This window comes from Mesorhizobium sp. WSM4871 (genome assembly GCF_055811295.1).
In genome coordinates this window covers 56794-77738 of record NZ_JBVVPU010000008.1, presented here as the reverse complement: position 1 = coordinate 77738, position 20945 = coordinate 56794, and the positions used below count along the sequence as shown (strand labels likewise).

Genomic DNA, 20945 nt, shown 5'->3' with positions numbered 1-20945 from the left:
TGACGGCCAATCTCCCCCCTTGAGGGGGAGATGTCCGGCAGGACAGAGGGGGGCGTGAAGGATCGCCAAGGAGTGGCGATTGCTCGCTGTCCCGTTGACCTTGGCGCCATCTGGCAGAATTGTAGCTTCTTGATCCACCTTGCTGCCTGGCTCCGGAAGCTATGAACAACCGACAACGCGACCAACCACCGGCCACCGAAGCCCCCCTCACCTTCGCCGTGCTCGTCTTCCCCGGCTTCCCGATGATGGCGTTCAGCTCGGTCATTGAGCCGTTGCGCGCCGCCAATGTGCTGGCGAAGAAAAATTGCTATCGCTGGATCATCGTCGGCGCCGACAGCGGCGCGGTCGAGGCCTCGAACGGCGTCGTCATCCAGCCGGGCTTTTCCGCCGGCGATGCGCCGAAAGTCGACCGCATCGTCGTCTGCTCGGGCGGCGACGCCGATCATCTCGTCGCCGAGGACGCGGTGAACTGGATCCGCAGGAGCCTGCGCGGCGGCGCCCATATCGGCGCGGTGGCGGATGCCGCGTTCTTTCTCGCTCGTGCCGGCCTGCTCGACGGCCATGCCTGCACCTTGCACTGGACCAGCCAGGCCGCCTTCACCGAGGCCTTTCCCGATATCGAGCTGAGGCGCGATCTCTACGTCATCGACCGCAAGCGCTTCACCTCGGCCGGCGGCGTCGGCAGCCTCGACATGATGCTGGAGATCATTGCATCGGACTATGGCGCCGAGCTTGCCGCCGGCATCGCCGAGTGGTTCGTGCACAGCCCGCTTCGCTCGAGCGTCGACCGCAAGCTGATGCCGCTGCGCCTGCGCACCGGCGTCCGCAACGAACTGGTGCTGTCGGCCATCGCCATCATGGAGGATGCGGTGGAGGAGCGGCTCGGCATGACCGACCTTGCCGCCAGGCTCGGCGTCTCCTCCGACAAACTCGAGCGGAATTTCCGCGCTGAGCTCAGTATCTCGCCCAACGGCTACTACCGCCGCCTCAGGCTGAAGCGCGCCGCCGATCTCCTGGCGCACTCCAAGCTGATGGTGCGCGACGTGGCGCTGGCCTGCGGGTTTGCCTCGATGTCGAGCTTTGCGCGGGCGTTTCGCGAGGAGCATGGACATGCGCCGAAGGTTATGCGGCGGCATTAGGAGCGCCTGAATAGTCGCAAACCTTGGAGATTGGCCGCAACATCTCTCCCTTCGTCATCCCAGGGCGAAGCAAGGAGCGAAGCGACGCAGCGCAGACCCTGGGATCCATGCCGTGACATCTGTGGCATACGAAGGCGGACCAGAATCGAACATCACCTATCCCGCATTCGTTCCTCGATCAGCCACTTTGACCCGCTGCGTTCTTCGGCGGATATCACGGCATGGATCCCAGGGTCTGCGCTCCGCTTCGCGTTGCTCCGCCCTAGGATGACGAACGCGTGGGGGCTTACGGCCAGTCACCGACCTTGCCGGAAGGTAAAGCAGCTGCGGTATTCCGCACGACATCTGCGGTGTTCCGCACAAGCTCCTCATGATGCGCGACTATGTTCAGGGCTTCCAGGAGGCGCCCATGAGCATCGTCGTTTTCGATCCCGACAGCACCGAGGATGTGGATTTCAAAGACCGCATGCGCCACCCCGCGGCGGCCGACCCGGCAGGCGGCATGTGGCTGTCGGACACCGAACCGTCCTTCATCGACGCCGACGCACTGCGCAAGGGGCGGCTGGCCAAACTGCGCGCCTGGATGCGCGAGGCCGGCTATGGCGGTGTCGTCCTGTTCGACCCCTACAACCAGCGCTACGCCACCGGCTCGCGCAACATGTTCGGCTATTTCCTGCGCAACTCGACGCGCTACTTCTTCATCCCGACCGTTGGGCCGATCGTGCTGTTCGAATATCCGCAGAGCTATCATGTCTCCATGGTGCTCGACACGATCGACGAGGCGCGGCCCTCCAAGCTGGTCTGGTCTTCCGTATCGGGCCGCGACGACGAAACCGCCGGTCCCTTCGCCGACGAGATCGCCGAACTTCTCAAGCAGCACGGCGGCGGTTCGATGAAGCTCGGGCTCGACCGCTGCAGCCATTTGCAGGCCCTCGCCTTGGAAAAGCGCGGCTGCGAGGTCAGGGATTGCCAGGGCGAGATCCTCGCGGTGCGCGCGGTCAAGACGCCCGAGGAAGTGAAATGCCTGCAAGTGTCGATGGCAGGTGCGGAAGCCGCCGTCTCGGCGGTACGCGAGGCGATCAAGCCCGGCGTGTCCGAAAACGACCTGTTCGCCATCATGTATGGCGAGGTGATCCGCCAGGGCGGCGAGTTCATCGAAACCCGGCTGCTCACCTCCGGCCAGCGCACCAATCCCTGGTTCAACGAGGCGAGCGGGCGCAAGATCAGGCCCGGCGAGCTTTTGGCGCTCGATACCGACACGATCGGCTGCTACGGCTATTATTCCGACTTCTCGCGCACCTTCCGTTGCGGGCCGGGCAAGCCGACCGATTATCAGAAATCGCTCTACCGCATGGCGCATGACCAGGTTCAGCACAACATCGGGATCGTCAGGCCTGGCATGGCGTTTCGCGAGATCGCCGAAAAGGCCTGGAAGATTCCCGATCGTTTTGTCGACCAGCGCTATACCTCGGTCATGCATGGTGTCGGCATGCATGGCGAGACGCCGTTCATTGCCCATGCCATGGACTACGAGACCTATGGCCGCGATGGTATCATCGTTCCCGGCATGGTGGTCAGCGTCGAGAGCTATATCGGTGAGAAGGGCGGCCGCGAAGGCGTCAAGCTGGAGGACGAGATACTGATCACCGAAACCGGCACCGAGCTTCTGTCGCGCTTCCCCTATGAGGACGATTTTCTGGAGAAACAGGTTTGATGCGGGTTGCGTATCTCTTGGGGACGAGCGCGGACGCCCATCGTTTCGTCATCCTGGGGCGAAGCAAGGAGCGCAGCGACGCGGCGCAGACCCCAGGATCCATGCCGTTACATCAAGGCGACGCAACGATGCAGGTTCTGCTCCCCTGCACTCCACGGCCAAGGTCACGGCATGGATCCCAGGGTCTCCGCGACGGAGCTTCGCTCCTGCTTCGCCCTGGGATGACGAAGGTGGGGACGCTTCAGCCAATCTCCACGGCTTGCGCCGGCTCGCTGCAAGGAACAGCGTTGGCCCGCAACCCAGGCGCATCCGCATGAAAACGCCCCTCTCCATCAAACGCGGCGCCGTGGCCGCCGTCTTCATCGATCTCCAGGAGGAGCACCGGCAGGACCAGCGCTATCTCGTCGACGGCTATGAGAAAATCCTCGCCAATGTCCAGCGCCTGCAGGCGGCGGCGCGGGCCAATAGCGTGCCGCTCTGGCACTGGGCCTATATCGTCGACCTCGGCGCCCAGCACCGGCCGTTCCACCCGGTCGAGGCCGATGGCAAGTCGGCCTTCTCCGACAAGGACGACCCGCTGACCGCGATCTGTCACGAGGTCGCGCCGATGGCCGGCGAAATCTTGCGGATCAAGGCCGAGGCCAGCGCCTTCCGCAGCGGCCCCGCGGCGGGCGAGCTCAAGGCGCGTGGCGTCGAATGGCTGGTCGTCGCCGGGGTCTGGACCGAGGCCTGCATCGACGCCACCGTCAGGGACGCGGTCGCATCGGGCTTTCGCGTGCTTCTGGTCAAGGACGCCTGCGGCAGCGGCAGCGCGGCCATGCACCAGACCGCCGTCCTCAACCTTGCCAACCGGCTCTATGGCGGCGCGGTCACCGACACCGAGGGCGCCTGCCGGCTGCTCTCCGGCGAAAGCGTAGCCGCCTGGCAGGTCGAAGGCTCGGTGCCTTTGCGCTTCACTTACGAAAATGCGGCCCGGCTCTATGCCGAGCTCTGATACTGTGCGGACTGCGATGGCCATTGACGTCGATCGCTCCGGAAAGACCGGCCGGGAGAAATACGCCACCCGGCTCGATCCCGAGCTCTGGGACTACATTGACCGGATCAATGGCTGGTACCCGCCCGAGATTTCCGGCCTGCCGATCAACAGGCAGCGCGCGGTTTATGACGCGATGTGCCGGGCGTTCCGCGAAGCCTATCCGGCCGGGGTCGAGGCCAGCGATGGCACGGTTGCCGCCGGCGACCACGCGATCCCGGTCCGGCGCTACCGGATGGCGGGCGGGACGCCACAGGCGATCGTCGTTTATTATCACGGCGGTGGCTTCATCCTCGGCGGGCTCGACAGCCATGACGACATCTGCGCCGAGATCTGCGCCGGCACCGGTTTTGACGTGCTCTCAGTCGACTACCGGCTGGCGCCCGAGCATTTGCATCCGGCCGCCTTCGACGACGCGCTGACCGTGTTCGAATGGGCCGCTGCGACGTCAGACCTGCCGATCGTGCTCTGCGGCGAAAGCGCCGGCGGCAATCTTGCCGCAGGGGTGGCGCAGGCCTCGCGCAACCACTCTCGCCAGGCGATCGGCCAGGTGCTGATCTATCCCGGCCTCGGCGGCGATGAGAGCACCGGCTCCTATGTCGAGCACGCGCAAGCGCCGCTGCTGACGCTCAGTGATATCGAGTTCTACCGCAACGTCCGCTCCGCCAAGACGCAGTCGCCCGACGATCCGACCTTTTCGCCGCTCCTAGACAGCAATTTCTCCGGCCTGCCGCCGACCTTCATCCTCACCGCCGAATGCGATCCGCTGTCGTCCGACGGCGAGGCTTATCGCGACCGCATTCTTGCCGCCGGCGGCCGCGCCTGGTGGCGCGAGGAGCCGCGCCTGGTGCACAGTTTCCTGCGCGCCCGAAAGACCGTGCCGCGGGCCGGCCAAGCCTTCGCCCGCATCGTCGCGGCGGTCGCAGCCTTGGGCAAAGGCGACTGGCCCTACTGAGGTCGCCAAGGCCCCCTCGTCCGGCCGCTTCGCGTCCACCTTCTCCCCGCTGGGAGAAGAGGCTGGCATCAACGCTGGCAACCTCCTCTCCCCTCGGGGAGAGGTCGGATTACCCCGAATTGCCCTTCGCAATTTGGTCGGCAATCCGGGTGAGGGGACCTTCCGTTTGCGGAACGGCGCATAAGAACTGCGGAAGTCCGAACACTCCCTCGCGGCAGCCCGCCCTATCATCCCTCCCAGGCAATGGCGCTCCGGCGATCGCACCCGTCCCCCGCGTCTGCCGGTCGGCCGGGGCGCCCAACAACAGGGGAACGACGATGAAGTTCATGTTGACCGGCAGGTCATTGCATCCGCAGGCCGAACCTGTCGCCGACGGGTTCAAGAAGGGCCAGATGAACCGGCGCGAATATCTCGCCACCATGGCAGCCCTTGGCGTCAGCGCCGCCGGCGCGCTGGCGCTGGGCGGCCTGGCGCCCTCTCCGGCCAGGGCGCAGGAGCCGAAGCGCGGCGGCGTGCTGCGCGTCGCCATGAACGTCAAAGGCTTCAAGGATCCGCGCACCTTCGACGGCGTCGAAATGTCCAACATCGCCCGCCAGTGCAACGAATATCTGGTCCGCTGGAACCGCGATTTCACCTTCGAGCCGTGGCTGCTCGAGAGCTGGGAGACGAGCGATGACGCCAAGACGCTGACGCTGCATGTCCGCAAGGGCATCACCTGGTCGAACGGCGACGCCTTCAACGCCGACGATGTCGTCCACAACGTCACGCGCTGGTGCGATGCTTCCGTCGCCGGCAATTCGGTCGCCGCGCGGCTGGGCGCGCTGATCAACCCCGACACCAAGAAAGCCGTCGATGGCGGCATCGAGCGCATCGACGACTTCACCATCAAGCTCAATCTGCCGAAGCCCGACATTTCGCTGATCGCCGGCGTGGCCGACTATCCCGGACTGATCATGCATCGCTCCTACGAGGGTGGCGACGATCCGCTGAAGGCGCTGGCGATCACCACCGGACCTTGCGAACTGGTGTCGTGGGACGCCGAGACCGGCGCCGAGGTCCGCCGCAAGGACAAGCCGTGGTGGAAGGGCGACTTCTACCTCGACGGCATCAAATGGGTCGACTACGGCTCCGATCCCAATGCCATGCTGTCGGCCTTCGAATCGGGCGAGATCGACACCAACCACGAAACCGCCGCCGATACGGTGTCGCAGACCGAACAGATGGAGCTTCAGAATTCGGAACTTGCCACCGGCTCGACCCTGGTCGCGCGCTTCAATGTCGGCAATCCGCCCTATGACGACGTCAAGGTGCGGCGCGCCGCCCAGCTCGCGGTCGACAATTCAGCGGTGCTGATGCTTGGCATCGACAATCGGGGCAAGCCGGCGGAAAACCACCATGTCGGGCCGATGCACGCCGAATATGCCGATATCGGGCCGGCCGTGCGCAAGGTCGACGAGGCCAAGAAGCTGCTCGACGAGGCCGGCAAGGCCGATCATGAATTCGACCTCATCTCGGTCGATGTCGACTGGCAGAAGACGAGCGGCGATGCGATTGCCGCGCAGATGCGCGAGGCCGGGCTGAAGGTCAAGCGCACCGTGCTGCCGGCGGCGACCTTCTGGAACGACTGGAGCAAATACCCCTTCTCCTGCACCGAATGGCTCGGCCGGCCGCTCGGCGTCCAGGTGCTGGCGCTTGCCTATAAATCGGGCGCGGCCTGGAACGAAAGCGCCTACGCCAATCCGGAATTCGACGCTCTTCTCGACAAGGCGCTGGCCACCCCCGATGCCGCCGCCCGCAAGGAGATCATGGCCAAGATCGAGCAGAACCTGCGCGATTCCGGCATCATCATCCAGCCCTACTGGCGCTCGGTCTTCCGCACCTATCGCAAGGGCGTGCATGGCTGCGAGCAGCACCAGTCGCTCGAGCAGCATTTCGAGACGGTCTGGATCGAGGCGTGATTTGTCGCGCGTTGGTGATTGGCGAAAGCAGAAAAGACAGCCGATCTCCCCCTTGCGGGCAGGGCAATCGCAGATGGATTTTTTGTGAAGAGGACCCCCACCCTAACCCTCCCCACAAGGGGGAGGGAACGCTGCCGCGCGTCTTTACTTCCCTCTTTGGCGCCGAAAGAGAGACAATTTGCCGAGGTTAGCGCCACGGAAGTTCCCCTCCCCCTTGTGGGGAGGGGCTAGGGGTGGGGGTCCATCGTAAAGCGAAAGCCTTGGCTTTTCATCTGCGATTGCCCTGCCCGCAAGGGGGAGATGCCCGGCAGCTTCGGAGGCGATTGCTTGGTTGGGGATCCTTAGCCGGCGGCGCCCGACTTCGAAATCTCCCGCCCGAGTCGAACCGTTTCCCGCACCAGCAGGTCCAGGTCCTCGCGCCGGGTCCGGTGATTGTTGATCGCCACCCTGAGGCAATGCTGGCCGTGCACCGTGGTGTCCGAAAGGGCGGCGATGCCTTCCTCCTGCAGCCTCAGCATGATCTCGGTGTTGAGCGCCTTCAGCGCCTCACCTGTCAACTCGTCGCCCGCCAGCCCGTCGCCGCGATAGCGAAAGCAGACGATATTGATGCTGGTCGGCGCCGTCAGCTCGAGCGTCGGCTCGGCCTCGATCAGCCCGGCGAGAATGTGGCTCTGGGCGATGTTCTGGTCGATCAGCCGGCCGAATTTTTCGACACCGTGCTCCTTCAGCGCCATCCACACTTTCAGTGCGCGAAAACCGCGTGACGTCTGCAGCCCGTAATCATGCAGCCATTGTCCGGAGGCGAGCCCGCGTGGCGTCGATTCCAGATATTCCGGCGTCACCGCAAACGTATCGCGGTGCGAGGCGCCGTCCCTGACCAGGGCGCAGCCGACCTCGAACGGCGCGTGCAGCCATTTGTGCGGATCGAGCGCGATCGAGTTGGCGCGTTCGATGCCGGCGACGAGAGGCGCATTTTCCGGCGCAATGGCGATCAGGGCGCCGATGCAGCCGTCGACATGGAACCAGAGGTCCTCTTCCGCGGCCAGCCTTGCCAGCGCTTGCAGATCGTCGATCGCGCCGGTGTTGACGGTGCCTGCCGTGCCGATGACGCAGGCCGGCTTGAAGCCTGCCTTGCGGTCCTCGGCGATCGCCTTGCGCAACGCGTCGATGTCCATCCGCAATCCGGCATCGGTCGGGATGCGCCGCAGCGCCCGGTTGCCGAGGCCGAGCGCTTCCATCGCCTTTCGGTGGCAGGAATGCAGCTGGTCCGAGCCATAGAAACGCAACGGCTTGGCGATTGCCGCGACGCCATACTCGCGCACGTCGACGCCGGCCTTGGCGTTGCGCGCCACGGTCAGCCCGATGATGTTGGCCATCGAGCCGCCGCTGACCAGCGTGCCGCTGGCGGACTGGGGAAAGCCCAGCATCTGCTTCAGCCAGTCGACGACCTGGCTGTCCATCAGGGCGGCGGCATGGTTGCCGCCGCCGAGATTGGAGCCCTGGATCGCCGCCAGGAAATCACCGAGAGCGCCGGTGAAATTGCTCGACCCCATGTACCAGGCCCAGAAGCGCGGATGGATGTTGCCCATCGGATAGGCCATCAGTCTTTCGACGACGTCGTCATAGACATCCGTCAGCGGCGTTGGCGATTGCGGCAGGGACGCGGTGAAGAAGTCCCTCACATCTCCAGGCATCTCCCGCCACACCGGCCGCTCTCTGACATCGCGCAGGTAGGCGACGGCATCGTCGACGATCCGATGCGACAGGACCTGCACATCGGCCCAGTCCGAGGGGTCAAGCGTTTCCTCGGCGGTCGTGGCGGCGAATCCAGACGGCGTGTCCATGCAGGTCGCTCCCTATATGTCGCCGTCACGCCGGAAACTGGCAGCCGGGCGTCGACTGCGAAAGCGCAATCTCCTCGGCGTCCATCTCGGCCTCGATGCCGTCGAACAGCGGCGTCGTCATGTAGCGCTCGCCGGTGTCGGGCAGCATGCACAGGATCACCGAACCGGGCGCTGCCTTCTCAGCCACCTGAAGCGCCACAGCGAAGGTGGCGCCGCCGGAAATACCGGTGAAGATGCCTTCCTTCTGCGCCAGCGCCTTGGCCCATTTCATGCCTTCCGGGCCGGGAATGGGCATCACCTCGTCATAGAGGCTGGCGTCGATCGCCTCCTGCAGCACGTTGGGGATGAAATCGGGGGTCCAGCCCTGGATCGGGTGCGGCTCGAAGGCCGGGTGGCTGGCGGCGGGCGCGCCGCCGGCGCCGCGCTCCTGCGCCGTGCCGCTGCCGATGAGCTGCGCGTTGGCCGGCTCGGCCAGCACGATCCGCGTCTCCGGCCGCTCGCGCCGCAGCACGCGCCCGACGCCGACCACCGTGCCGCCGGTCCCATAACCGGTGACGAAGCAGTCGAGCCGCGCGCCGGCGAAATCGTTGATGATCTCGCGCGCCGTCGTCGCCTCGTGGATGGCGGCATTGGCCTTGGTCTCGAACTGACGGGCCAGGAACCAGCCATTGGCTTCCGCCAGTTCCACCGCCTTCTTGTACATGCCGAAGCCTTTCTGGGCACGCGGCGTCAGCACCACCTTGGCGCCCAGCATGCGCATCAGCTTGCGCCGTTCGACGGAAAAACTGTCGGCCATCGTCACCACCAGCGGATAACCCTTCTGCGCGCAGACCATGGCCAGCCCGATACCGGTGTTGCCGCTGGTCGCCTCGACGACGGTCTGTCCCGGCTTCAGCGCGCCGCTGCGCTCGCCCTCCTCGATGATGTTGAGCGCCAGCCGGTCCTTCACCGAGGCCGCCGGGTTGAAGAATTCGGCCTTCACATAGATCGTCGCATGGGCCGGGCCGAGATTGTTGATCCGGATCACCGGCGTATCGCCGACCGTGTCGAGAATGCTGTCGAACAGGCGGCCGCGGCCGGCCGTGGTTCTGATTTTCTGTTTATGCAACATGTTGATCTCCTCGATCTTGTTGTCATGGTTCGTGGTCACGCCCCGGTTACAGACCGGCGGACTGGGCGGCGAGATTTCGAGACCTTGCCGCGCTACACTTCCTCGACTTGCCGGCAATGCGGCCGGGCCAAGTCGACAACGGTCGCGTCCGGCGCGGAAATTCGCCGCCGGGTGCGCCTTGTCGCTTTCGGTGATAGAATAGCGGCCGACGGCCAGCGTGGGAGCAGGCGTGGAAACGCACGTGGAATCCACTCGATCGAGCCTGGATGGCGGCACGCCAGGGCTTAGCGTGCGCCTGTTCGGGCCGCTGACCGTCGTCCGCGACGGCGCCACGGTGCAGCTTCCGGCGTCGCGCAAGCTGCGCGCTCTTTTCGCCTATCTGGCGCTGGCCCCGCATCCCGTGAGCCGCAGCCGCCTGTGCGAACTTCTGTGGGATGTGCCGAACGACCCGAGGGGTGAGCTTCGCTGGTGCCTGAGCAAGCTCAGAGGCATTCTCGACGACCCCGCCAGGGTCGAGACCTCGGGCGACACGGTCGCGCTTGATCTCGGCGGCATTTTCGTCGACGCGATCGACATTGCCTCAGCCGCCGCCAAGGGCGTCGAGACACTCGATCTGGAGCAGCTGCAAACCTTGTCCGGACAGTTCGCCGGTGATTTCCTCGAAGGCCTGGAGATCGACCGCAGCCCGTATTTCATGAGCTGGGTGACCGCGCAGCGCCGGCGCTTCTCCTCATGCCATGCCGCCATTCTGGAGCATCTCGTCACCAATCTCCCGGCGGGCTCGGCAAGCATGTCCGCCCATATCGAGAAATGGCTTGCGCTGGCGCCCTTCGATGGGCGCGCGCATGTCGCATTGCTGGAAAATCTGGCCAGGCGCGGCCAGATCGGCGCCTGCGAGGAGCATCTTGCCGCCGCGGCACTGCTCTTCCAGTCCGAGGATCTGGATTTTGCTCCTGTCCGCAACGCCTGGCGGGCGATCAGGGAACGGCCGTCGGTAGCCACGCCCTGCGCGCGCTCGATGGTGAGTTTGTCGCCCCCGGTCGCGCTCACCGAACCCGATGCCGTCCCGTTGCGCCGGGCTTCGCTGGCGGTGATGCCGTTTGTCGAGGAAGCCGGCATCGGCTCTCCTCGTGGAGGCGTGGCCGATGGCTTCACCCACGACATCATCACCCGCCTGGCCAAGCTCAGGGATTTCTTCGTCATCGCGCGAGGCTCGGTCTTCGCGCTGGCGGAAAGGAACATTGCGCCGGAGGATGCCGGCCGGCGGCTCAACGTCGACTATGTCGCAACCGGCGCGGTGCGCAGCCAGCCGGGCCGCGTCGTCGTCAGCATCGAGCTCGTCGAGGTGCGCACCGCCAGGATCGTCTGGGCCGAGACGTTCGAGCGCCGGCCCGACGACATCTTTGCCGTGCTGGACGAGATCGGCAACGCCATCGTTTCGTCGATCTCGAACGAGATCGAGACGGTCGAGCGCAACCGCGCCATGCTGAAGGCGCCGAACTCGCTCAACGCCTGGGAGGCCTACCATCGCGGCCTCTGGCATATGTACCGCTTCACCCGCACGGAGAACGAGCAGGCCCGGCATTTCTTCGACATGGCCTTGAAGCTCGATCCGACTTTCGCCCGCGCCTATGCCGGCCTGTCCTTCACCCATTGGCAAAGCGCCTTCCAGCGCTGGGGCGATCGCGATCAGGAAAGCGCGCTGGCCTTCGAGGCGGCCGGGCAAAGCCTTCTGGTCGACGATCACAACCCGGCCGCGCACTGGGCCATGGGCCGGGCGCTGTGGCTGCGCGGCGAGCAGGACGGCTCGCTGATCGAACTGGAACGGGCGGTAGATCTCAGCCCCAACTTCGCGCTCGGCCACTACGCGCTCTCCTTCGTGCATTCCCAGTCGGGCGACCCGAAATCGGCGATCGGCTCGTCCGATCATTCCAGGCACTTGAGCCCCTTCGATCCGCTGCTGTTCGGCATGCTCGGCTCCCGCGCCATGGCGCTTGCCCGGCTCGGCCAGTTCGACGAGGCGGCCGAGTGGGCGCTGAAGGCCGCCGCCCGCCCCAACGCCCACGTCATCATCCTGGCCATCGCCGCGCATTGCCTGGCGCTGGCCGGACGGCAGGACGAGGCCCGAAATTTCGCCGCCGCGCTGCGCAAGACTCACCCAAGCTACTGCGCCGACGATTTCATCGGCACCTTCCGCTTCGAACCCGACGCCGAGGCGCTGTTCCGGCAGGGGGCGAGAAGGATCGGGCTGGGCTGAGGCGGAGTGCTTGACCGTGTCCCGGTCGGAAGGCACTCGAGGATGTCGCTACCGTCCTATGCGCTGAAGCGCATCGCGCAGCGGGCTATCCGAAACGTGGATGAATCCAAGGTAAGGATGGGACATGTCGACGATCAGGAAAACCGCGCCGGCAACTGAAAGCGCGCAAACAAGCAGCGTGCAGATGACGGTCGTATTGACCGGCGCCAACAGACCGAAGGTGAAGAAGAGCAAGCCCAGCCAGAAGACCAGAATCGCAAGAAATGGCCAGGGGAGCCCTTCACCGCGCGTTTCGATCAACAGCCAATGGCCCTCGGCGATCTGCCCGCCGACCTGGATGGCTCGCGCCTGCAGCGACCGTTGAGCATCGGTCAGCGGCTGCAGGCCCCGCAGTTCGTCTTGTACAGGCTCGATGCCTGCTTCATCAGCCGCCGCATTGCGCGACTGGTCGGCATCGTTCGGATCGCCCCAGACATCGCGCAACCGGACCTCGACCAGCCTTCTAAGCAGCCCGCGTGCCTTTTCAGTCTCCGGGCCGTAATGCGCCATGACGCGATCAAGCAGCACCAGGCGGGCAACAGACGTCCTCAACTCCGTTTCGGCGCTGTTATGGTTGGCATTGGCGGAGGCGATCAGGAGCCCGAGTGCGAGTGCAGACAAGGTTCCGACCACCGCCGTTGCCAGCTTGATCACATCCCTGGAGTCGGCGCTCAGATGATGGTCAGGCAGATAGGCACGCAACAGCATCCCGATCGACGCCGTACCGGAGAGGCAGAGAAATACGACCCCTCCGAGCAAGATAGCTGTCATGGATCGCCGCCCCGTTGTTTCGCGACATTATCCATTCGGCGGCAGGAAAGCGACATGCTGCTTGACGCCGGCGGGCGGCAATCGGACGCCGAGGCGCTGTTCCGGCAGGGAGCGGAAAGGATCGGGCTGGGGTGAGGGCGGCGGTCCCATCCCGACCAGGTCGGCGTCAACAGCTCGGCGAACCTCAAACGCATGGAAGGCACGCGCGGAACACGATCCAATCTGCGGGATTATATTAGGTAACGGAAATGTACCTGACATAATTTGTTGGGAACATGCCTGGCGGGTTTCATCGCGGGAAGGCGGCGGGCATGGACAACGAAAGGGCCGACCTTGATCGCCAGAAGGAGCTTCAGGCGGACGCGCTCGCCCGAGAGACCGGGGTCACCATGAACGAGGCGCTGATGCTTATCGAACTGGTCGGACCGCATCGAGGAGCGATGCTGCGAGTGGCGAAAATCGTGCAGGCCCGAAAGCGCGGCGGCACACCATGACAAAGTTGGCGGGCCTTTGGCGTCGCCCATATCCCTGTCACCGCCCGTGGCCGCCGCGGCGGCGCTGCCCGACTTTACGAAAATACCGACTGTCGTGAATATTCCGCCCGGGGTATCGCGGTGCCAAGGCAGACGCCGCACTCCGCCGCGATTTGTTCCTCGACTTCTGCAACAACCAGGACGATGCTTTGAGGGGAGCTCTTTTCGCCGGGTTCCTTTGGGGCATCGGCGAACGTGCCGAGAACCCCACCCGCAAAGCCTCCGCAGACCACGCCACCGACAACCGCCATTGCCAGCCATCCTCCTTCGAACGGGATCGCGCCATAGACCGCCAGCGACATGGCTGCAAGCAGACCAATCGAGGCGCCAAAGGCCGCTCCCACGACGGAGATGGCCGAAACGATTCCTGCTTCATCATCCGGAGGCCAGAACACGGTAATGCTCTCTCGAGGCACCCCTGCTGACAAAAGGGCTCTGACGCCGCTGGCGGCGTCGAAACGAGAATCATAGACCCTGCTCACCGTTTGCGTCGCTGGTCGTCCACCCCTCTGGTTCCTCCATGATGCAAGCAGTTTGCCTGCGGTGATCGTTTCAGGCCCTGCCGAGGGCTCTGCATCCGCAATTCATACAGACTCACCTCGCCGGGATGCTGTCTTGGGTAAGAACGGCTCGGGCAGGCACGGTCGAGAGCGGGCGCCCGTCGGTCATTGATTCAGGTAGAGCGCACCACCTAGAATCAGGAACACAACACCGATCGCCATGAGCCCGACCACGAGCACGGCAATCGCGGTGCCCAGGCCATTGCCAGTGTTGACATAGGAGGACTGCCACATTTTCTCGTCCATAGGGCCATCGCTTAAACAGAGCCCGTAACGCCAGTCTCACGGGAGCGTTCCCGCACCGGGCCTTTAGACCGACGGTCTCGGACTTCTGGGCATATCAAGCTACGACCAAGGTCTGACTATTCGGGGTTGGAATGCCGGAAGGATCTCCGGCGAGGAACAAAGCCGGAAGAAAGGGCGTTTCAAGTTGATTTTAACGTTTGACGGATTTCCTATACAAGCGTCCAGATGGCGTATAGGGACCGGTGACAAAGTTCCAGCGCTAGATTAGCCAATTACTATGGGCATGAAGCCGGCGGTCCGATTGTGCTTCCGTGCTCATCACAGGGAGAAGCAAAATGCCCGTTCCCTCATTACGTTGGCTTTGCCGGTTCATCGCTCCTGCTTCGCTGGGAGCGATGCTGACATTCGTGCCCTGCATTGTTGAACTCGACCACTCAACCTTTCCTAAGATTGGACCCGCTGCTGCTTACGCAAAGGGCGGCGCAGGCGGCAATGGCAAAGGTAATAGCGGAAACGGCAATAGCGGAAACGGCAACAGCGGGAGCGGGAATAGCGGCAATGGCAACTCCAACGGCAATGACAGCGGTGACAGCGACGATGGCGGCGACGATGGAAGCAGCGCCGGCAAGAGCGGCGGGGAAACCAAGGTAAATCCGGCGACCGGCGACAGGGTGACGGTTCAGGGCAACGCTATCGAGGTTGTCCATCCAGACGGTATCAGCGAGAGAGTCGAGGCTGGACGGTTCAGAATGAAGGACGCGCTCGGCCGCACCATTATCGATCGCGCCGTAAAAGCTTCCGACGTGAAGCGGTTAAAAGCATTTTGATGTCTGCCCGTTCGGGAGCCTGTCGGTACACCAACCGCAATTCACGGGGCAGGCTGGTGCATCATGTCAACCGGCCTGTTCCTGGACTCATGCATTAAAAGCGCGGCCTCTGTGCGATTGCGAACTTTAAGTTTTGCGAGAATACGCGTCATGTGATGTTTGATCGTCTTTTCCTGGAGCGCGAGCCTCTTGGCGGCTTCTTTGTTGCTCAATCCCTCCGCTACCAGCGACAATATTCCAAATTCACGGTCCGAGAGTTGCCCAATGAGATCGACCTTCCGGGTTTCGGGCTGGATCAGTTCATTCAACAATTGAGCCGAAAGCGTAGGCGGGATGTATTTTTCTCCGGCAGCAATGCTTTTCAATATCTCGGCCAATGAACTCGAGCGGACCCCTTTTAGAACATAGCCACGAACACCTGTCTTGAGCGCGAGTGCCAGGTCGGCATTTGCCTCCGATACGGTAAGAATCACGATCTTCTGGTTCGGGGACTTTGCCAAAATGTTCGCGGCGGCCTGCAGTCCCCCGCCAGGCATGCTTATGTCGAGCAGCATTACGTCCGGCTGCTCGATCCGGGCGAGCCTTTCGGCATCCGCAGCGGTGGCTCCTTCACCGGCGATTTCGAAGCCACCGATTTCACGGAGGCTGCGTGCGACGCCTTCGCGAAAAAGCGGATGGTCGTCAACAATAGTGATGCGAACGACAGCGCTCATTGTTGTTCCTCGATCGATAGGGTGACGGTCAACCGCGTACCCTTGCTGCTGGAAGAGGTTTCGAAACGGCCCCCGATGCTTTCTATTCGCTCCCTCAGCCCGGCAAGTCCGAGCCCTTCGCTTGATGCCAGATCGAAGCCGGAGCCGCCATCCGAGACTTCAATCTGGAGCTTGCCGCCCGTCATCGAGGCGTTGACCGCCTGGTCCTTGCCGTTGGCGTGGCGCCATGCGTTGTTCAAACCCTCCTGGGCGAAACGATAGATGCTGATCTTTTCGGATGTTCCGAGTTCCGGGAGCCTGGCAGGAAGGGTGAGCGATACCGAGGACGCCGTCCGGCGCTGGTGCTCGGTAACGGCAAGCCGCAATATGTCCCCAACTGCCGCGGTTTCGATCTGTGGAAGCACAAGGCCGTTGCAGATGGCGCGTATCTCGCGCATTGCCTCGTCCAGCGTGTGATGAATGTCCGCGATTTCTGCTTTGCGATCTTTCGACGGCGCGGCAGGATCGACCAGGTGAAGGCTGTCCACCCGAAGCGCCGCCAGTGCGACAAGCTGAGCTGGCCCGTCGTGGAGATCGGCGCCAATGCGACGCAAGTAGCGCTCGTTGATCGCCGTGGCACGCCGCGAGGCGCGCTGCACGCGATGGCGCAACTTCGAGTTTTGCGACAGCAGCTCTTGAAGTTCAGCTATTTTTGCTTCAAGCGCCAGGCGCTGCCTGTGAATTGTGCGGCTGCCGCGAAGCACGATGCCCGACAACATTGCCAGCGCCGCCGCCGTCGCTCCTCCCACGACAAGCCAGCTCGACCACAGGGCCGCGTTCAGGGTTTTCTGGAACTCGTCGGCGACTTCATAAAATTCCGAAACGGCTACCACATCGCCCGACCATGGCTCGCGCACCGGATTGTAAATCTCAAGCAGACGCGAAGTCGTTCCCTTCTGCTGCCGCTCGCTGTCGTCCAGCCTGTCGAATTCGGCAAATACATCTCCCCCGAAAGCGCGTAACAGGTTCGCGCTCGGCTCGAACACCCGGCCGATCAACCGTGGGTCTTTGGAGTAGAGTATCTTGCCATCACGACCCCACAGGTTGAACGAGACCAGCTTTTTTCCAAGCGCACCCTGGTCCAACGTCTCGTCAAGCGCTCGTTTGACGCTGTCGCTAAGCGCTTCGTTCTTGCGCATGTCCGGCAGAAGCGGCGCAATCACGCTGTCGACGTAAAGTGCGGTGGTGCCGGCGGAATTGCGGATAACGGCTTCCCTGATCTGCGATGTCACCCACAAGCCTACCATCAGCATTGCAGCCAGGAGAGCGATGCCGCCGGCAATGAGGAACTGCAAGGCCAGCGAAAGCCTGCTCCACCGCTGATAGAAATTCTCAACGTACCGCACGGTTCAATTGATGTCCGAGCTTCACCCGGCCGTATCCTAGCGTCCCCAGCTTGGGGTGTCTCGAAATTTAGAACAGTTGGTGCTGCCAACAAGTGAAGCAGTGCCAGCATGTGATGTCGGCTTCAGATTCTATCCAGAAGCGACATTCCGTATTTGGCCCAGATCCTTGCGCATTCGTTTGCGCGCAGGCTGTCGTCCGCACTTTCGCCGAAGGCCACGGTGGCGGATCGCACGACGTAGCGCTCGGGTGCGGCTAACGCCACAAACTGGATCGCCTCGCCCAGTCTGCGAGGCGCAAGGTTGGCCTTCTGCTTGCGGCGGACATCGTACACGCCCGAAATGTGGGCGCCCTCATTCCTCCGTTCGAACATGGCCTCCATCAAATCATAAGGCATCTTGGTCTCCTGAGGCTAAGTCCACCGCCGCCCCGGAAGGGGCGGCGGTGGCGTTATTTCGCTGCACGGTCATCTCACTGCAAGACCTTCACAATCTTGCGCGTGCCGGGATCGACCAGGACGGTCCGGTCGTCAACAACGACATAGCGATATTTCACGTTCGGCACTTCATGCAGCTCGACTGTATCGGGAATGGGGGATCCTATGTTCAGTTCCACCCCGGGTATCTTGACCGAGGCGAGCGGCTGCTTCTTCACGTATTCGCGTACAACCGTTTCCTGCCCAGGCTCGATGATTACGTCCTGTGCGGCAACCGCACCGACGCCCGCCAGAAGCAAAAGGCCTGCAAGTGAAGTCGAAAGGGGGATTCTCATGGTTCTCTCTCCTTGACGCGAGCCCACCGCTGTTTGCATCACTCGTGGCTCGCTTTCTGAACGATGGCGTTGATGCGGACACCTGGAGGCGAACGTGCCCTTGCCGACGATGTTCCCAACTTGGGCTTTGGTCCTGACGCGGTAGGACCTTTGCCGGGCTTGATTGGGCCTTAGGTCCGACATGGCGCCTAAAGGGCCGAAGGTGTCGGAAGGCGCGCCGGCAAGTCCATTCAAACCAAAACAGTGAGCCCGCGCTTCCGGCGGAGAAGCGCGGGCTCGATCAGGTCTGTGACCCGATCCTGGCAGGAAGTGTAGGGGCACTACCGGCCATAACTCGAACCGTTAGAGGTCTCTAATGTTCCCAAGGGATATTCAGCCGGCGTACTTCATTTCGATGTCCGGTCGGATTTAGCGCTTGCCGTCCGTTCAGCGCGTCCCGACCCTGCATCGTCCGAATGTTGATCGCAAGGCGCGCGGCAATTGAGGGTTCGCACCGCCGCTGCGGCATGGCGGTGCGAACCCTATCGGCGCAGGAAGGGACGTAGCTGCGCAGATACCATTGAAATCGGCCCTCAGTTAACGAGCATGCCAATCGCCAGGAACGTCATGGAGACAGCGACGATCGGCATCAGTAGCCAGCGGGCTTGGTAAACACTCTTGTCCATAGGTGGGCTCCTCCCGTAACTTGCAGTGAGCAACGAGGATGAGCAGTTGCAGTTCCGGGTGGCGCCATCCTCCCGCCCTTTGCGCGCGACAGGCTGGACTTAAGTCCCATGAAAGACGGGTTCGGGATGGACTGAAGGCTAACCCAGGGAACGTTCAAGGCTGTCTCAAGTTTGGGATAGGCTTGGTGTGAAGATGATGGCGTCCATCGCGCCGTTCCCGTTGATCCAGGCGCACGCAAGATCGTCAAGATTGGATTGACCTTAGCGTGGGAGGAGGAGAAGCCCGCCGCTTGCAGGCGGCGGGCGGCTTTCGCGCAGCGCATACTCACCAGAACATGAAGCAAAGAAGAAAGCCCACCGCTGACAGCGCCCTGTCCGGGCATCGCCATGCGCGGCCTTAACGATCCGTTTCCAATTTTGGCGGTACGCCTTGTATCGAAGATTAATTCTCGATTCATGGCGCCAGGATTATTTCGTCAATGTCAGTTGTCGCGTTCCCGATCAGTCGAGAGGTTTCCACTGTGCGGCTCATCGCCAACACCATCGACCGGCTTCACGGCGAGGACGCAGCCGCATTCTGGCGCGAAACAGCCAGCCACCTGCTCTCGGTCGCGCTCGAGCGAGGCTATGAAGCCGAAGCCGCGCGCCATGAAGTCCGACAGTTCTTCAACGCGGTTCAGCTCACTTTGCACAAATCCCTGCCAGGATTTGCGGACCAGGAGAAATCCTGAGCGCTATCCGGCTCTAGCAGTACATCTGGATTCGCGGGCGCGCCCGGCGCTGGCGTGCTGGTGGCTGTCAGCAACCCACCCTAAAAAGAGCCGCAATAAGCGTAGGTGAACGAGCGGCTCATCCCGAATTCAGTGACGCGCACGCAAGCCGGCTCGCCGGACCATAGCGTCACCAGGCGACCAGTCGCATTGGCGGCGGCTTTGAACGCCGAGGGCGCAACAATGCTTTGGCACGCTGTGACCGTACTACCGTGTATTTCTTCGACAACGAATTTTGGCATTATTGATCTCCAAGCAAAGCGGCGGATGCCGCAGCGCCGACAATCAGAGAGGGCTCGTCGGTCATTCGCGAAGCGACGAGCCCTCCACCCCAGGCCCCAAGCCCAGAGATGCAATTGCGGTGCCAACTTTGTTGACCCATTTCGGGTCATTCCCCTGCGTAAGCAGAATCCAGCTCTCTGCGTCAGCAGTGTTCAGCCGGCGTACTTCATTCAGATGTTTCGGCTCCAGTTTCTCTCAGTACATGGTCGGCGGCCGGCGCCCCCCACCAAGATCGCTGGTCAAGGCCCTGCGGCTGTAGTGTAGTCTGCCAGCCGCAGGGCCAAGCTCAGGTCCGCCGCGCTGACCACTGAAAAGTAGCCGGCGACATCGCGTGGCTTGCCCTGTTCCCCGCCAAATCACGCAATGGGCGGCACATTAGCGACAGCGAAAACACAGGATCAATATCGGAGGTTGTGGATAAACCGATCAAAATCGATCTGTGACAAATATGCCGTAAGGGAAGATTGCAACCGCCAACGGCAAAGCCTGGTGCGGACGACCCTGGAATCAGGCAACAAAAAAGCCCGGGCGAACCGGGCTTTTTTGGGCTTCTGAACCGTATCGAACGGTCCGAAACGGGAATTTGGTGCCCAGAAGAGGACTCGAACCTCCACGCCTTGCGGCACACGGACCTGAACCGTGCGCGTCTACCAATTCCGCCATCTGGGCTGGTGCGCGCTCATTAAGCGGGCAAACGATGAGTGTCAACGCGCATTTTTTGAATGCAGGGTTCCAGCCTGATCGCGCTCAGCTCTCCAGCACTTCCTTCGACGCCACCGTCGAATCGGCATTGAGCTTGTAGACGATCGGCACGCCGGTGCCGAGTTCCAGCTTGACGATCTCCTCGCCCGATTTGCCGTCCAGCGCCATGATCAGCGCGCGCAGCGAATTGCCATGCGCCGCCACCAGCACGGTCTCGCCGCGCAGCACATGCGGCTGCAGGTCGTGCAGATAATAGGGCCAGACGCGCGCGCCGGTGTCCTTCAGGCTTTCGCCGCCGGGCGGCGGCACGTCGTAGGAGCGGCGCCAGACATGCACCTGCTCCTCGCCCCATTTCTTGCGCGCGTCGTCCTTGTTGAGGCCGGAGAGGTCGCCATAATCGCGTTCGTTCAGCGCCTGGTCGCGGATGGTCTCGAGCTCGCTCTGGCCGACCGCGTCGAGAATGTGCTGGCAGGTCTTTTGCGCCCGGATCAGCGCCGAGGTGAAGGCGATGTCGAATTTCAGGCCGCGTGCCCTAAGCTTCGCGCCGGCCTCCTTGGCCTCCTTGTGGCCCTGCTCGGTCAGGTCGACGTCGCGCCAGCCGGTGAACAGGTTCTTCAGGTTCCATTCGCTCTGGCCATGCCGCACGAGCACGAGAGTTCTCGACATTTCTGC

At 63.0% G+C, this 20945-nt stretch carries 20 protein-coding genes and 1 tRNA gene; 9 read left to right on the top strand and 12 right to left on the bottom strand.

Annotation, left to right across the window (positions count from 1 at the left end):
* Window positions 1-161: 161 nt before the first annotated feature.
* The 5 genes from AC0L2H_RS17530 to AC0L2H_RS17510 all read left to right on the top strand — a co-directional run bounded on the left by AC0L2H_RS17530 (window position 162) and on the right by AC0L2H_RS17510 (window position 6799).
* Window positions 162-1139: a GlxA family transcriptional regulator gene (locus AC0L2H_RS17530; RefSeq protein ID WP_473591373.1), complete on the top strand. Its 978-nt coding sequence runs from the start codon at window positions 162-164 to the stop codon at window positions 1137-1139.
* Between the two features lie 409 nt (window positions 1140-1548).
* Entirely contained in the window at window positions 1549-2853 is a 1305-nt protein-coding gene (locus AC0L2H_RS17525) for a M24 family metallopeptidase (protein ID WP_473591372.1), read from the top strand.
* 313 nt (window positions 2854-3166) lie between these two features.
* Window positions 3167-3847: an isochorismatase family protein gene (locus tag AC0L2H_RS17520; protein WP_473591371.1), complete on the top strand. Its 681-nt coding sequence runs from the start codon at window positions 3167-3169 to the stop codon at window positions 3845-3847.
* Between the two features lie 16 nt (window positions 3848-3863).
* On the top strand, window positions 3864-4841 hold the full coding sequence (locus AC0L2H_RS17515) for an alpha/beta hydrolase (RefSeq protein ID WP_473591370.1): 978 nt from the start codon (window positions 3864-3866) through the stop codon (window positions 4839-4841).
* A 317-nt stretch (window positions 4842-5158) separates the two neighbouring features.
* Window positions 5159-6799 (top strand): ABC transporter substrate-binding protein, encoded by a 1641-nt coding sequence (locus AC0L2H_RS17510; RefSeq protein WP_473591369.1) that lies wholly within the window; start codon window positions 5159-5161, stop codon window positions 6797-6799.
* Between the two features lie 341 nt (window positions 6800-7140).
* Here AC0L2H_RS17510 and AC0L2H_RS17505 read toward each other — a convergent pair whose 3' ends face one another.
* Window positions 7141-8643, bottom strand: a complete 1503-nt coding sequence (locus tag AC0L2H_RS17505; RefSeq protein ID WP_473591368.1) for a pyridoxal phosphate-dependent decarboxylase family protein — start codon at window positions 8641-8643, stop codon at window positions 7141-7143.
* A 25-nt stretch (window positions 8644-8668) separates the two neighbouring features.
* Window positions 8669-9754 carry a PLP-dependent cysteine synthase family protein gene (locus tag AC0L2H_RS17500; protein WP_473591367.1) on the bottom strand — a complete coding sequence of 362 codons (1086 nt, stop codon included), beginning with the start codon at window positions 9752-9754 and terminating at the stop codon, window positions 8669-8671.
* Window positions 9755-9995: 241 nt separating this feature from the next.
* Here AC0L2H_RS17500 and AC0L2H_RS17495 point away from each other — a divergent pair, with 241 nt between their 5' ends.
* Window positions 9996-12011 (top strand): transcriptional regulator, encoded by a 2016-nt coding sequence (locus tag AC0L2H_RS17495; protein WP_473591366.1) that lies wholly within the window; start codon window positions 9996-9998, stop codon window positions 12009-12011.
* Between the two features lie 48 nt (window positions 12012-12059).
* Here AC0L2H_RS17495 and AC0L2H_RS17490 read toward each other — a convergent pair whose 3' ends face one another.
* Window positions 12060-12821, bottom strand: a complete 762-nt coding sequence (locus tag AC0L2H_RS17490; RefSeq protein WP_473591365.1) for a bestrophin-like domain — start codon at window positions 12819-12821, stop codon at window positions 12060-12062.
* Window positions 12822-13132: 311 nt separating this feature from the next.
* Here AC0L2H_RS17490 and AC0L2H_RS17485 point away from each other — a divergent pair, with 311 nt between their 5' ends.
* Entirely contained in the window at window positions 13133-13315 is a 183-nt protein-coding gene (locus tag AC0L2H_RS17485) for a hypothetical protein (protein WP_473591364.1), read from the top strand.
* Window positions 13316-13389: 74 nt separating this feature from the next.
* On the opposite strand, the gene AC0L2H_RS17480 is transcribed toward AC0L2H_RS17485, so the two are convergent.
* Window positions 13390-13836, bottom strand: coding sequence for a hypothetical protein (locus AC0L2H_RS17480; protein WP_473591363.1), 447 nt, complete (start codon window positions 13834-13836; stop codon window positions 13390-13392).
* Window positions 13837-14019: 183 nt separating this feature from the next.
* Window positions 14020-14160 (bottom strand): hypothetical protein, encoded by a 141-nt coding sequence (locus AC0L2H_RS17475; protein WP_473591362.1) that lies wholly within the window; start codon window positions 14158-14160, stop codon window positions 14020-14022.
* 335 nt (window positions 14161-14495) lie between these two features.
* Here AC0L2H_RS17475 and AC0L2H_RS17470 point away from each other — a divergent pair, with 335 nt between their 5' ends.
* Window positions 14496-14987, top strand: a complete 492-nt coding sequence (locus AC0L2H_RS17470; protein WP_473591361.1) for a hypothetical protein — start codon at window positions 14496-14498, stop codon at window positions 14985-14987.
* A 41-nt stretch (window positions 14988-15028) separates the two neighbouring features.
* Here the strand turns inward: AC0L2H_RS17470 and AC0L2H_RS17465 are convergent, their stop codons facing one another.
* The 4 genes from AC0L2H_RS17465 to AC0L2H_RS17450 all read right to left on the bottom strand — a co-directional run bounded on the left by AC0L2H_RS17465 (window position 15029) and on the right by AC0L2H_RS17450 (window position 17854).
* Complete coding sequence (locus AC0L2H_RS17465) at window positions 15029-15700, bottom strand: response regulator (protein ID WP_107651857.1); 672 nt, start codon at window positions 15698-15700, stop codon at window positions 15029-15031.
* Window positions 15697-17034, bottom strand: a complete 1338-nt coding sequence (locus tag AC0L2H_RS17460; RefSeq protein WP_473591613.1) for a sensor histidine kinase — start codon at window positions 17032-17034, stop codon at window positions 15697-15699. Before AC0L2H_RS17460 ends, AC0L2H_RS17465 begins: the two co-directional genes overlap by 4 nt.
* Before the next feature lie 173 nt (window positions 17035-17207).
* Window positions 17208-17480, bottom strand: a complete 273-nt coding sequence (locus AC0L2H_RS17455; RefSeq protein ID WP_473591360.1) for a hypothetical protein — start codon at window positions 17478-17480, stop codon at window positions 17208-17210.
* Window positions 17481-17554: 74 nt separating this feature from the next.
* A complete protein-coding gene (locus AC0L2H_RS17450) occupies window positions 17555-17854 on the bottom strand; it encodes a DUF1236 domain-containing protein (protein ID WP_473591359.1) in 300 nt (99 codons plus the stop codon).
* Window positions 17855-18998: 1144 nt separating this feature from the next.
* Between AC0L2H_RS17450 and AC0L2H_RS17445 the strand changes: the two genes are divergently transcribed.
* Complete coding sequence (locus tag AC0L2H_RS17445; RefSeq protein ID WP_473591358.1) at window positions 18999-19250, top strand: DUF6074 family protein; 252 nt, start codon at window positions 18999-19001, stop codon at window positions 19248-19250.
* Between the two features lie 80 nt (window positions 19251-19330).
* On the opposite strand, the gene AC0L2H_RS17440 is transcribed toward AC0L2H_RS17445, so the two are convergent.
* From AC0L2H_RS17440 to AC0L2H_RS17430, 3 genes are all read right to left on the bottom strand, one after another.
* Window positions 19331-19531: a hypothetical protein gene (locus tag AC0L2H_RS17440; RefSeq protein WP_473591357.1), complete on the bottom strand. Its 201-nt coding sequence runs from the start codon at window positions 19529-19531 to the stop codon at window positions 19331-19333.
* 624 nt (window positions 19532-20155) lie between these two features.
* Window positions 20156-20240: transfer RNA gene (locus AC0L2H_RS17435), tRNA-Leu, on the bottom strand.
* A gap of 78 nt (window positions 20241-20318) precedes the next feature.
* Window positions 20319-20939, bottom strand: coding sequence for a 2,3-bisphosphoglycerate-dependent phosphoglycerate mutase (locus tag AC0L2H_RS17430; protein ID WP_473591356.1), 621 nt, complete (start codon window positions 20937-20939; stop codon window positions 20319-20321).
* Window positions 20940-20945: the final 6 nt, after the last annotated feature.

Excerpts from the sequence above, each read along its gene's own strand:
- AC0L2H_RS17530 (WP_473591373.1), top strand. The coding sequence starts at position 162 with ATGAACAACCGACAACGCGACCAACCACCGGCCACCGAAGCCCCCCTC.
- AC0L2H_RS17525 (WP_473591372.1), top strand. The coding sequence starts at position 1,549 with ATGAGCATCGTCGTTTTCGATCCCGACAGCACCGAGGATGTGGATTTC.
- AC0L2H_RS17520 (WP_473591371.1), top strand. The coding sequence starts at position 3,167 with ATGAAAACGCCCCTCTCCATCAAACGCGGCGCCGTGGCCGCCGTCTTC.
- AC0L2H_RS17515 (WP_473591370.1), top strand. The coding sequence starts at position 3,864 with ATGGCCATTGACGTCGATCGCTCCGGAAAGACCGGCCGGGAGAAATAC.
- AC0L2H_RS17510 (WP_473591369.1), top strand. The coding sequence starts at position 5,159 with ATGAAGTTCATGTTGACCGGCAGGTCATTGCATCCGCAGGCCGAACCT.
- AC0L2H_RS17505 (WP_473591368.1), bottom strand. The coding sequence starts at position 8,643 with ATGGACACGCCGTCTGGATTCGCCGCCACGACCGCCGAGGAAACGCTT.
- AC0L2H_RS17500 (WP_473591367.1), bottom strand. The coding sequence starts at position 9,754 with ATGTTGCATAAACAGAAAATCAGAACCACGGCCGGCCGCGGCCGCCTG.
- AC0L2H_RS17490 (WP_473591365.1), bottom strand. The coding sequence starts at position 12,821 with ATGACAGCTATCTTGCTCGGAGGGGTCGTATTTCTCTGCCTCTCCGGT.
- AC0L2H_RS17485 (WP_473591364.1), top strand. The coding sequence starts at position 13,133 with ATGGACAACGAAAGGGCCGACCTTGATCGCCAGAAGGAGCTTCAGGCG.
- AC0L2H_RS17475 (WP_473591362.1), bottom strand. The coding sequence starts at position 14,160 with ATGGACGAGAAAATGTGGCAGTCCTCCTATGTCAACACTGGCAATGGC.
- AC0L2H_RS17470 (WP_473591361.1), top strand. The coding sequence starts at position 14,496 with ATGCCCGTTCCCTCATTACGTTGGCTTTGCCGGTTCATCGCTCCTGCT.
- AC0L2H_RS17465 (WP_107651857.1), bottom strand. The coding sequence starts at position 15,700 with ATGAGCGCTGTCGTTCGCATCACTATTGTTGACGACCATCCGCTTTTT.
- AC0L2H_RS17455 (WP_473591360.1), bottom strand. The coding sequence starts at position 17,480 with ATGCCTTATGATTTGATGGAGGCCATGTTCGAACGGAGGAATGAGGGC.
- AC0L2H_RS17450 (WP_473591359.1), bottom strand. The coding sequence starts at position 17,854 with ATGAGAATCCCCCTTTCGACTTCACTTGCAGGCCTTTTGCTTCTGGCG.
- AC0L2H_RS17445 (WP_473591358.1), top strand. The coding sequence starts at position 18,999 with ATGTCAGTTGTCGCGTTCCCGATCAGTCGAGAGGTTTCCACTGTGCGG.
- AC0L2H_RS17440 (WP_473591357.1), bottom strand. The coding sequence starts at position 19,531 with ATGCCAAAATTCGTTGTCGAAGAAATACACGGTAGTACGGTCACAGCG.
- AC0L2H_RS17430 (WP_473591356.1), bottom strand. The coding sequence starts at position 20,939 with ATGTCGAGAACTCTCGTGCTCGTGCGGCATGGCCAGAGCGAATGGAAC.